We start from the raw sequence: 10,988 nt of genomic DNA on the forward strand, positions 1-10,988 counted from the left end.
TCGTTACCTGTAGGAGCGAGGCTTGCCCGCGAAGAGGCCCGCTCAGTCGCTGAAAGGCTCAGGCATGAGCCAGGGCCGAATGCTCATCCGCCTCTAACAGCGCTTTATCCGTCTGCTGCATCACCTGACTAGCCACCGCCCCCGCCGTAATCGAACCACTGACGTTCAACGCCGTACGCCCCATATCGATCAGCGGCTCAACCGAAATCAGCAACGCCACCAGTGACACCGGCAAGCCCATCGCCGGCAACACGATCAGCGCGGCGAAGGTCGCACCGCCACCCACACCGGCCACCCCGGCCGAACTCAAGGTCACAATCGCCACCAGCGTCGCGATCCACAGCGGGTCCAGCGGGTTGATGCCGACAGTGGGCGCCACCATCACCGCGAGCATTGCCGGATACAGACCGGCGCAACCGTTCTGGCCGATGGTCGCACCGAACGAGGCGGCGAAACTGGCGATGGCCTGTGGAATGCCCAGGCGGCTGGTCTGCGCTTCGATGCTCAACGGAATGGTCGCGGCGCTCGAACGGCTGGTGAAGGCGAAGGTCAGCACCGGCCAGATCTTTCGGAAGAAGCGCAGCGGGTTGATCCCGGCGGCGGACACCAGCAGGCCGTGGACCACGAACATCAGGCCCAGGCCGATGTAGGACACCACCACAAAACTGCCGAGCTTGATGATGTCCTGCAGGTTCGAGCCCGCCACCACCTTGGTCATCAGCGCCAACACGCCGTACGGGGTCAGCTTCATCACCAGGCGCACCAGACGCATCACCCAGGCTTGCAGGGTGTCGATGGCGTTGATCACTTTCTGACCTTTTTCCGCGTCATCCTTCAGCAGTTGCAAGGCGGCGACGCCGAGGAAGGCGGCGAAGATCACCACGCTGATGATCGACGTCGGCTTGGCCCGCGCCAGATCGGCGAACGGGTTTTGCGGAATGAACGACAGCAGCAACTGCGGCACATTCAGGTCGGCGACCTTGCCGGCATAGTCGGTCTGGATGGTTTGCAGGCGGGCCATTTCCTGGGTGCCGGCCACCAGGCCTTCGGCGGTGAGGCCGAACAGGTTGGTCAGGCCGATGCCGATCAGCGCCGCGATGGCGGTGGTGAACAGCAGGGTGCCGATGGCCAGGAAACTGATTTTACCCAGCGATGACGCGTTGTGCAGACGGGCCACGGCGCTGAGGATCGAGGCGAACACCAGCGGGATGACGATCATTTGCAGCAACTGCACGTAACCGTTGCCCACCAGATCGAACCAGCCGATCGAAGCTTTCAGTACCGGATTACCGGTCCCGTAAATCGTGTGCAGCGCCACGCCGAATGCCACGCCCAGCGCCAGTGCGAGCAGGACTTTCTTGGCCAGGCTCCAACTGGTGTGGCGGGTTTGTGCCAGGCCCAGGAGCAGGGCGAGGAACACCAACAGATTGAGAATCAGCGGCAGATTCATTGGAACTCCCATTAGACATGTGCCAACTGCCTTCCGGGGCAGCTGCGAACCGGCAAGCCTAACAGCTTGAAATCTAATGAATTAATACCGAAAACGTATTGAAACTGTCGTTTTTGGAATAAGCGACTGTCGCTTTTGGGATGCATCTGGCGCGATAGGCGCGATAGCGGTCGCTGACAGACGAGGACTGTCACACTGATTTGCTAGCGTTGATCTCTTTGAATCAGGGAGATCTGCAGATGAAGTTCGCACCGAAACTGCTCGCTGCTGCACTGTGCCTCGGCCTTGCCAGCCAAGCCTTCGCCACGGACCTGAAACACTGGCCCGCCGATCAGGCCAAGGCGCTGGACGCGATGATCGCGGCCAACGCCAACAAGGGTAACTACGCGGTGTTCGACATGGACAACACCAGTTACCGCTACGACCTCGAAGAGTCGTTGCTGCCGTTCATGGAAAACAAGGGCCTGATCACCCGCGACAAACTCGATCCCTCCCTGAAACTCATTCCGTTCAAGGACACCGCCGACCACAAGGAAAGCCTGTTCAGTTATTACTACCGCCTCTGTGAACTCGACGACATGGTCTGCTACCCATGGGTCGCCCAGGTGTTCTCCGGCTTCACCCTCAAGGAACTCAAGGGCTACGTCGACGAGATGATGGCTTCGGGTAAGCCGGTGCCGGCGACCTATTACGAAGGCGACGTGGTCAAGAAGCTCGACGTCAACCCGCCGAAAATCTTCACCGGCCAGCAAGAGCTGTACAACAAGCTGATGGAGAACGGCATCGAGGTCTACGTGATGACCGCCGCTTCCGAAGAACTGGTGCGCATGGTCGCGTCCGATCCGAAGTACGGCTACAACGTCAAACCGCAGAACGTGATCGGCGTGTCCCTGCTGCTCAAGGACCCGAAAACCGGCGAACTGACCACCGCGCGCAAGCAGATCACCGCCGGCAAGTATGACGAGAAGGCCAACCTCGGCCTGGAACTGACCCCTTACCTGTGGACCCCGGCGACCTGGATGGCTGGCAAGCAGGCGGCGATCCTGACCTACATCGATGAATGGAAAAAACCGGTCCTGGTCGGCGGCGACACCCCGAGCAGCGACGGCTACATGCTGTTCCACAGCGTCGACGTGGCCAAGGGCGGCATCCACCTGTGGGTCAACCGCAAGGACAAATACATGACCCAGATCAACGGCATGATGGCCAAGAACGCCGCCGCCCAGGCCAAGGAAGGACTGACCGTGACGGCGGACAAGAACTGGGTGATCGTCAAGCCTGAAGAGATTCAGTAAGACCACCCGCTGACCCCTGTAGGAGCGAGCATGCTCGCGATGGAGGATCAGCCACCGCGGGGTGTCAGGCAGCCAGCGTTATCGTTGACGACCATCGCGAGCGTGCTCGCTCCTACAGAGTGCCTGGCATGCATGAACATCTGCATTGCTGTGGGAGCGGGCTTGCCCGCGAAGAGGCCATGTCATCCAGCATCAAACCCGAATGACACAACACCATTCGCACATTCAACACAAAAAATGCCCCGCACATGGCGGGGCATTTTCATGAACGCGCTTGACGCTTACAGCCCGTCAAGCATCGCCTTGTCACGCACGGCACCCTTGTCGGCACTGGTCGCCAGCAGGGCATAGGCTTTCAGCGCAGTGGTCACTTTACGTGGACGCACTTCAACCGGTTTCCAACCCTTCTTGTCCTGCTTGACCCGGCGCGCGGCCAGTTCTTCGTCGCTGACCAACAGGTTGATCGAACGGTTCGGAATGTCGATCAGCACCTTGTCGCCGTCCTTCACCAGACCGATCGCGCCACCGGCAGCGGCTTCAGGCGAAGCGTGGCCGATGGACAGGCCCGAAGTACCGCCGGAGAAACGGCCGTCGGTGAGCAGGGCGCAGGCTTTGCCCAGGCCTTTGGACTTCAGGTACGAGGTCGGGTAGAGCATTTCCTGCATGCCCGGGCCGCCTTTCGGACCTTCGTAGCGAATGATGACGATATCGCCTTCCTTCACTTCGTCGGCGAGGATGCCGCGTACAGCGCTGTCCTGGCTTTCGAAGATCTTAGCGTTGCCTTCGAATACGTGGATCGACTCATCGACGCCGGCGGTTTTTACCACGCAGCCGTCCAGGGCGATGTTGCCGTACAGCACGGCCAGGCCGCCTTCTTTCGAATAGGCGTGTTCGAAACTGCGGATGCAGCCGTTTTCACGGTCGTCGTCCAGGGTGTCCCAACGGGTCGACTGGCTGAACGCGGTCTGCGTCGGGATGCCGGCAGGACCTGCCTTGAAGAAGTGGTGAACCGCTTCGTCGTTGGTCTGGGTGATGTCCCACTTGGCGATGGCTTCTTCCATGCTGCGGCTGTGCACGGTCGGCAGCTGGGTGTGCAGCAGGCCGCCACGGGCCAGCGAGCCGAGGATGCTGAAGATCCCGCCGGCGCGGTGCACGTCTTCCATGTGGTACTTCTGGATGTTCGGCGCGACCTTGCACAGTTGCGGCACCTTGCGCGACAGGCGATCGATGTCACGCAGGTCGAAAGCGATCTCGGCTTCCTGGGCAGCGGCCAGCAGGTGCAGGATGGTGTTGGTCGAACCGCCCATGGCGATGTCGAGCATCATGGCGTTTTCGAAGGCCTGGAAGTTGGCGATGTTGCGCGGCAACACCGACTCATCGTTCTCGCCGTAGTAGCGCTTGCACAGCTCGACGATGGTACGGCCGGCCTGCAGGAACAGCTGCTCGCGGTCGCTGTGGGTGGCCAGGGTCGAACCGTTGCCCGGCAGGGCCAGGCCCAGGGCTTCGGTCAGGCAGTTCATCGAGTTGGCGGTGAACATGCCGGAGCACGAACCGCAAGTCGGGCAGGCGCTGCGCTCGTACTCTGCAACCTTCTCGTCAGAAGCGCTGGAGTCGGCGGCGATCACCATGGCGTCGACCAGGTCGAGACCGTGGCTGGCCAGTTTGGTCTTGCCGGCTTCCATCGGACCGCCGGACACGAAGATCACCGGGATGTTCAGGCGCAGGGCGGCCATCAGCATGCCAGGGGTGATCTTGTCGCAGTTGGAGATGCAGACGATGGCGTCGGCGCAGTGGGCGTTGACCATGTACTCGACGGAGTCGGCAATGATCTCGCGGCTCGGCAGCGAATACAGCATGCCGTCGTGGCCCATGGCGATGCCGTCGTCCACGGCGATGGTGTTGAATTCCTTGGCGACACCGCCAGCGCGTTCGATCTCGCGGGCGACCAGCTGGCCCAGGTCCTTGAGGTGGACGTGGCCCGGTACGAACTGGGTGAAGGAGTTGGCAATGGCGATGATCGGCTTTTTGAAGTCGTCATCTTTCATCCCCGTGGCGCGCCACAAAGCGCGGGCACCGGCCATGTTGCGGCCGTGGGTGGATGTTTTCGAGCGGTAATCAGGCATGAAGCACTCCGGGCGGCTAATCAGGTATCAAAAGGGAAGTGAGCTTCTATTGACGTCTGGAGTACTCGGTAATGGCCGTGTGTCCAAAGGCTGCCGATAACTTTGCGGGATCGCCGCGCGCTTCAGCTTGAGCTCATAAACCCGCCGGGGATGACTGGCGATGAATGTCGCGATTCTACACGGCTGGCGGCTGGAGGGAATGGTTGGGCGCATTCCTGAGACGTGCGGACGCACAAGCTCCCTGTAGGAGCGAGCAAGCTCGCGATGATCGTCAACGATAACGCTGGCAACCTGACACCCCGCGGCGCCCTGTCGTGCATCGCGAGCGTGCTCGCTCCTACAGGATCGGGGCAGACACATTCTGATTCTGTGTCATCACACCGTCGTCAGCCGTTGGGTCTACCGTTTTCTCTTCCTATCACAGAAGGGGACAACGGAATGTCCAGCAAGCCGCACGCTCATCGTTTACGCACAGGCCGACACTCGGAATCCGGGCGCATCTATCTGTTGACCGCAGTGACCCATGAACGGCAGCCAATCTTTCAGGATTGGCGCGTTGGTCGTGTCGTGGTGAACGAATTCAAAAGAGCCCAGGAAGTCGGCAACGCCACCTCCATCGCCTGGGTGGTCATGCCGGATCACTTTCACTGGCTGGTCGAATTGCACAGCGGCGACTTGCCGAAACTGATGCAAACCACGAAAGCCCGAAGTGCCCGCGCAATCAATCTGAAGCGAGGTCATCCCGAGAGGGTGTGGCAGAAGGGGTATTTCGACAGGGCATTGCGCTGGGAGGACGATCTGAAACTCGCCGCCCGATACATCATCGCCAATCCACTGCGTGCAGGTCTCGTCGACCACATCGGCCACTACCCACTATGGGACGCCATGTGGATTTGACACCCCCGTCCCTGTAGGAGCGAGCACGCTCGCGATGGACTCCAGAACACCGCGGGGCATCAGGCCGCCAGCGTCATCGTTGGCGACCATCGCGAGCATGCTCGCTCCTACAGGGTCCCGCACCAGCCCAGACATGTGCGCCTCACTGTAGGAGCGAGCACGCTCGCGATGGACTCCAGAACACCGCGGGGTATCAGACACCCAGCGTCATCGTTGACGACCATCGCGAGCAAGCTCGCTCCTACAGGAGAGCCGGTGATTGAGGGCGAGGCCTGCGGCGCTCAGCAGCAGGAAGGCCAGCGCTAGCGTTGTTTGCAGATCTGCGCCACTCAGGTTGATCAGGGCGCTGATCACTCCGCCGCAGATGAAAACCAGCGTGTTCCCGGCGGATGCCGAGGTGCCGGCGTTATCCGTGAACACATCCATGGCCCTGGACGTGGCAATGGGACGGGCGATGGTGATGCCGGCGGTGCAGATTATCATCGGAATCAGCACCGTCAGGTTCGAAAGCCCGTACAAACCAGAGAGTAAAAGCATCACCGGTCCGGAGAGAAAGATCAGGCGCAGGCCGACGATGATTTGGGTCCTGGCTGATATCCGGTTGGCGAGCGACCGAGCGGCGATCCCGCCGAAGATGTAGGCAACACCGTAAAGCAGGAGGGTCATGGAATATTCATAGGTCGACAGGCGCAACTGACCCATGAAAATCAGCGGCGAGACGACGATGAAAGAGAAATGGCAAGAGAAGGTAATGGCCGCGATCAGCCAGTAACCGACGAATCTCGGGTTGCCATACACCCGGCGATAGGCGCGGAAGATGTTCTGGTGCTCTACCGCCGCAGGGCGCTGGTTGTCGAACATGAACCACGTCGTCAGAAACACGGCAGCGGCCAACCCGATAAACAGGATAAAGCTGCCCGGCCAATCCATGAGTTGCTGCAACACGCTGCCCAGCAGCGGTGAAACGGTAATGAAAATCCCGCTGAGGGTCGTCAGCAGAATCCGTAGCCGATCCCGTTCCTTGTCCTCGAACAAGTCCTGAATCAGCGCCTGCGACAGTACGAAACAACCGCAACCGATGGCCTGGATCACGCGGAATATCAGGAACACGGTGAAATCGCTGGTCAGCAGACAACCCATCGCCCCCACGATCGAAACCGCCATGCCTCCCAGCAGCAGACGTTTGCGGCCGAACCTGTCCGACAGCGGCCCTATCAACAGTTGGGAAAGCGAGATGCCGATGGCGAACAGGCTGACGGACAGCGCGATATCCGCAGGCGTGGTCCGCAAATGTTCAGCCAGGGCAGGAAAGGATGGCAGCAATACGTCGAGAGGGAAGACACCCAGCAGTGTCATGACCATCAACAGCGCGATGGCGGAGGTTTTGTGTCGAGTCATCAGCCTGTCTGCTCAATCCGTGAGAGGTGGCTGAAGATCGAATTGATGACCGCATAAGTCAATTCAGAAGGGCGTAGGACCCTTCCGAATCTCCTGTAGGAGCGAGCACGCTCGCGATGGACTCCAGAACACCGCGGGGCATCAGACACCCAGCGTCATCGTTGACGACCATCGCGGGCAAGCCTCGCTCCCACAAGGTTCTGCACCAGCCCAGACATGTGCGCCACTCTGTAGGAGCGAGCTTGCTCGCGATGGACTCCAGAGCGCCGCGGGGCATCAGATACCCAGCATTATCGTTGCCGACCATCGCGAGCAGGCTCGCTCCCACAGGGGGCAGGGGCGGGCTTAGCTGTTAGGCAACAACCGGCAAGTAATGCTCTTGATGTACCGAGTCTCGACAATCGCCGGGTGCACCGGGTGGTCCGGGCCTTGGCCGCCGCGTTCGAGCATCTGGATGTTGCGGTCCAGGTGGCGGGCGCTGGTCAGGAGGATGTTTTGCAGGTCGTCTTCCGGCAGGTGCATCGAGCAGGATGCGCTGACGAGGATGCCGTCCTTGGTGAGCAGGCGCATGGCTTGCTCGTTCAGGCGGCGGTAGGCGCCTTCGCCGTTTTTCATGTCTTTCTTGCGTTTGATGAAGGCAGGCGGGTCGGCGACGATCACGTCGAAGCGTTCTTCGCTGGCCTTCAGTTCCTTCAGGGCTTCGAAGACGTCGCCTTCGATGCAGGTCATCTTGTCGGCGAAGCCGTTCAGCGCGGCGTTGCGCTCCACGCCGTCGAGGGCGAAGCCCGAGGCGTCGACGCAGAACACTTCACTGGCGCCGAAAGCCGCAGCCTGCACGCCCCAGCCGCCGATGTAGCTGTACAGGTCCAGTACGCGTTTGCCTTTGGCATACGGCGCCAGGCGGGCGCGGTTCATGCGGTGGTCGTAGAACCAGCCGGTTTTCTGGCCCTGGATGACCGGGGCTTCAAACTTCACGCCGTTCTCTTCCAGTGCGACCCATTCCGGAACCACACCGAACACCGTATCGACATAGCGCTCAAGGCCTTCGGCGTCACGGGCAGCCGAGTCATTCTTGAACAGGATGCCGCTTGGCTTGAGCACTTGGGTCAGCGCCGCGATCACGTCATCTTTGTGAGCTTCCATGGTCGCCGAAGCGATCTGCACCACCAGAATGTCGCCGAAACGGTCGACCACCAGGCCCGGCAGCAGGTCGGAATCGCCGTAGACCAGACGATAGAACGGCTTGTCGAACAGGCGCTCACGCAGGGAAAGAGCCACGTTGAGGCGATGCACCAGCAGCGACTTGTCCAGCGGCAGCTTGATGTCACGCGACAGCACGCGGGCGCAAATCAGGTTGTTCGGGCTCATGGCGACGATGCCCAGCGGCTTGCCGCCGGCGGCTTCGAGGATCGCCTGATCACCGGCCTTGAAACCGTGCAAAGGAGTAGCGGCTACATCGATTTCGTTGCTGTAGACCCACAAATGACCGTTGCGCAGACGACGGTCGGCGTTGGCTTTGAGGCGCAGGCTAGGCAGGGACATGACGTCGCTCCGAAAAAAAAGCGGGAGTATACCGCGTTGCACGGCAGGCGGGTTCGGCACTGGACATGTGGTGAAGGGAGGCCGACCCGAGATTTGCTATGTCGGATCCAAGTTTTAGCGGCTAGAATCTGCGGCTGGCCAAGAGTGTGCACTTATGTCCCAAGAGTTGACTCCCGAACAGATCCATCAATCCTTGCAAGGCATCAGCGTGCCTGCCCAACCGCAGATCATGGTGGATCTGCAGATGGAGCAGTACATGCCCGATCCGGATCTGGATGTGATCGCGAAGCTGATTTCCCAGGATCCGGGCCTTTCCGGCTCGCTGCTGAAAATCGTCAACTCGCCGTATTACGGCCTGACCAACAAGATCGCCTCGATCAAGCGCGCGGTGAACCTGTTGGGCAGCCGCTCGATCATCAACCTGATCAACGCGCAGTCGATCAAGGGCGAGATGAACGACGAAACCATCGTCACCTTGAACCGTTTCTGGGACACCGCCCAGGACGTGGCGATGACCTGCCTGACCCTGGCCAAGCGCATTGGCGCACAGGCCGGTGACGAAGCCTATGCCTTGGGGCTTTTCCACGACTGCGGCGTGCCATTGATGCTCCAGCGGTTCCCCGATTACATGACGGTGCTCGAACAGGCTTACGCCAACGCTGGCCCCGAATGCCGGGTAGTGGACACCGAAAACCAGGCCTACAACACCAACCACGCCGTGGTCGGTTACTACACCGCGAAATCCTGGCGCCTGCCGGACCACGTCACGGCCGCCATCGCCAATCACCACAATGCCCTGGCGATCTTCAGCGACGAGTCCTCGCGTAACAGTTCGCTGAAGAACCTGCTGGGCATCCTGAAGATGGCCGAGCACATCTGCGCGTCCTACCGGGTGCTGGGCAACCAGACCGAGGACCATGAGTGGGAAACCATCGGGCCGCTGGTACTCGATTACGTCGGCCTGTCCGACTACGATTTCGAAAACCTCAAGCAAACGATCCGCGAACTGGGCGCTCACCGCTGATTTAGAGAAGCACCATGCCTGAATTGCCAGAAGTCGAAACTACCCGTCGCGGCATTGCCCCGCACCTGGAGGGCCAGCGCGTCAGCCGGGTGATCGTGCGTGACCGCCGCCTGCGCTGGCCGATCCCCGAAGACCTCGATGTGCGCCTGTCCGGCCAGCGCATCGTGCTGGTGGAGCGCCGCGCCAAATACCTGCTGATCAACGCTGAAGTCGGCACCCTGATCAGCCATTTGGGCATGTCGGGCAATTTGCGGCTGGTGGAGGTCGGTATGCCTGCGGCCAAGCACGAGCATGTGGACATCGAACTGGAGTCCGGCCTGGCCCTGCGCTACACCGACCCACGGCGCTTTGGCGCGATGCTCTGGAGCCTCGATCCGCTCAACCATGAATTGCTCATTCGCCTGGGGCCGGAGCCGCTGACCGACCTGTTCGACGGCGAGCGCCTGTTCCAGCTGTCCCGCGGGCGTTCGATGGCGGTCAAGCCGTTCATTATGGACAACGCGGTGGTGGTGGGCGTCGGCAACATCTACGCGACCGAAGCGCTGTTCGCCGCCGGGATCGACCCCCGTCGCGAAGCCAAGGGCATTTCCCGGGCGCGCTATCTGAAGCTGGCGATCGAGATCAAACGTATCCTGGCCGCCGCCATCGAGCGCGGCGGCACCACGTTGCGCGACTTTATCGGCGGCGACGGGCAGCCCGGATATTTCCAGCAGGAATTGTTCGTGTATGGCCGTAACGACGAGCCGTGCAAGGTCTGCGGAACCACGTTGCGGGAAGTGAAACTCGGGCAGCGCGCCAGCGTGTTTTGCCCGCGCTGCCAGACCTGAAAGGCCGACGGTCTATAGTCAGTGTTCTGACTGTCTAGCCGAAGGACCGTGCCATGAAGCTGTATAAATCCCTCGCCGCCGCTCTGTTGTTGAGCGTTGGTACCAGCGCCGTCGCCAGCAGTGGCAGCGGCGATCCGCTCTACACCATCCACAACCCACCGGCGTACGCCATGATCGGCGACCTGCTGATCGCCCGACCGTTGCTGGTGGTGGCGACGGTGCTTGGCGCGGGCGTGTTCGTGGTGTCGTTGCCGTTTACCGCGATGGGCGGTGGCGTGGGCGATGCGGGGCAGGCGCTGGTGGTGGACCCGGCGAAAGCGGCGTTCGTGCGGTGTCTGGGGTGTATCGGGGAGGGGTTCGAGCAGACGGAGTAGGCCGCCCAAAAGCTTCGCGGGCAAGCCTCGCTCCTACAAAGGTTACACCGAACCCGTA

9 protein-coding genes are annotated in these 10,988 nt (G+C 61.0%); 5 read left to right on the plus strand and 4 right to left on the minus strand.

The features are described from left to right. Nucleotides 1–58: 58 nt before the first annotated feature. Nucleotides 59–1,450, minus strand: coding sequence for an L-cystine transporter (locus tag ACW9JE_RS24295; protein ID WP_224540041.1), 1,392 nt, complete (start codon nucleotides 1,448–1,450; stop codon nucleotides 59–61). A 239-nt stretch (nucleotides 1,451–1,689) separates the two neighbouring features. Here ACW9JE_RS24295 and ACW9JE_RS24300 point away from each other — a divergent pair, with 239 nt between their 5' ends. Further along, complete coding sequence (locus ACW9JE_RS24300) at nucleotides 1,690–2,745, plus strand: haloacid dehalogenase-like hydrolase (RefSeq protein WP_457434176.1); 1,056 nt, start codon at nucleotides 1,690–1,692, stop codon at nucleotides 2,743–2,745. Nucleotides 2,746–3,026: 281 nt separating this feature from the next. Here the strand turns inward: ACW9JE_RS24300 and ilvD are convergent, their stop codons facing one another. Further along, nucleotides 3,027–4,868, minus strand: a complete 1,842-nt coding sequence (ilvD, locus tag ACW9JE_RS24305; protein ID WP_457434177.1) for a dihydroxy-acid dehydratase — start codon at nucleotides 4,866–4,868, stop codon at nucleotides 3,027–3,029. Nucleotides 4,869–5,306: 438 nt separating this feature from the next. On the opposite strand from ilvD, the gene ACW9JE_RS24310 reads away from it, so the two are divergent. Then, the gene (locus ACW9JE_RS24310) at nucleotides 5,307–5,765 is read left to right on the plus strand and encodes an REP-associated tyrosine transposase (RefSeq protein ID WP_457434178.1); all 459 of its coding nucleotides are present in this window, start codon (nucleotides 5,307–5,309) and stop codon (nucleotides 5,763–5,765) included. Nucleotides 5,766–5,972: 207 nt separating this feature from the next. Here the strand turns inward: ACW9JE_RS24310 and ACW9JE_RS24315 are convergent, their stop codons facing one another. Both ACW9JE_RS24315 and ACW9JE_RS24320 read right to left on the minus strand, forming a co-directional pair. After that, nucleotides 5,973–7,121 carry a multidrug effflux MFS transporter gene (locus tag ACW9JE_RS24315; RefSeq protein ID WP_457434179.1) on the minus strand — a complete coding sequence of 383 codons (1,149 nt, stop codon included), beginning with the start codon at nucleotides 7,119–7,121 and terminating at the stop codon, nucleotides 5,973–5,975. Nucleotides 7,122–7,508: 387 nt separating this feature from the next. Continuing rightward, nucleotides 7,509–8,705 (minus strand): class I SAM-dependent rRNA methyltransferase, encoded by a 1,197-nt coding sequence (locus ACW9JE_RS24320; RefSeq protein WP_457434180.1) that lies wholly within the window; start codon nucleotides 8,703–8,705, stop codon nucleotides 7,509–7,511. A 208-nt stretch (nucleotides 8,706–8,913) separates the two neighbouring features. Here ACW9JE_RS24320 and ACW9JE_RS24325 point away from each other — a divergent pair, with 208 nt between their 5' ends. From ACW9JE_RS24325 to ACW9JE_RS24335, 3 genes are read left to right on the plus strand one after another with little or no spacing between them, the layout of a single operon-like run. Beyond that, complete coding sequence (locus tag ACW9JE_RS24325) at nucleotides 8,914–9,729, plus strand: HDOD domain-containing protein (RefSeq protein WP_224540062.1); 816 nt, start codon at nucleotides 8,914–8,916, stop codon at nucleotides 9,727–9,729. 14 nt (nucleotides 9,730–9,743) lie between these two features. Further along, the gene (mutM, locus tag ACW9JE_RS24330; protein WP_224540058.1) at nucleotides 9,744–10,556 is read left to right on the plus strand and encodes a bifunctional DNA-formamidopyrimidine glycosylase/DNA-(apurinic or apyrimidinic site) lyase; all 813 of its coding nucleotides are present in this window, start codon (nucleotides 9,744–9,746) and stop codon (nucleotides 10,554–10,556) included. Nucleotides 10,557–10,609: 53 nt separating this feature from the next. Beyond that, nucleotides 10,610–10,930: a multidrug transporter gene (locus tag ACW9JE_RS24335; protein ID WP_224540060.1), complete on the plus strand. Its 321-nt coding sequence runs from the start codon at nucleotides 10,610–10,612 to the stop codon at nucleotides 10,928–10,930. The last annotated feature ends 58 nt before the right edge of the window (nucleotides 10,931–10,988 follow it).

It is taken from the genome of Pseudomonas sp. SDO55104_S430 (genome assembly GCF_054070595.1).

Coding starts and splice junctions, on each gene's coding strand:
- ACW9JE_RS24315 (WP_457434179.1), bottom strand. CDS start 7,121: ATGACACTGCTGGGTGTCTTCCCTCTCGACGTATTGCTGCCATCCTTT.
- ACW9JE_RS24295 (WP_224540041.1), bottom strand. CDS start 1,450: ATGAATCTGCCGCTGATTCTCAATCTGTTGGTGTTCCTCGCCCTGCTC.
- ilvD (WP_457434177.1), bottom strand. CDS start 4,868: ATGCCTGATTACCGCTCGAAAACATCCACCCACGGCCGCAACATGGCC.
- ACW9JE_RS24310 (WP_457434178.1), top strand. CDS start 5,307: ATGTCCAGCAAGCCGCACGCTCATCGTTTACGCACAGGCCGACACTCG.
- ACW9JE_RS24335 (WP_224540060.1), top strand. CDS start 10,610: ATGAAGCTGTATAAATCCCTCGCCGCCGCTCTGTTGTTGAGCGTTGGT.
- ACW9JE_RS24300 (WP_457434176.1), top strand. CDS start 1,690: ATGAAGTTCGCACCGAAACTGCTCGCTGCTGCACTGTGCCTCGGCCTT.
- mutM (WP_224540058.1), top strand. CDS start 9,744: ATGCCTGAATTGCCAGAAGTCGAAACTACCCGTCGCGGCATTGCCCCG.
- ACW9JE_RS24320 (WP_457434180.1), bottom strand. CDS start 8,705: ATGTCCCTGCCTAGCCTGCGCCTCAAAGCCAACGCCGACCGTCGTCTG.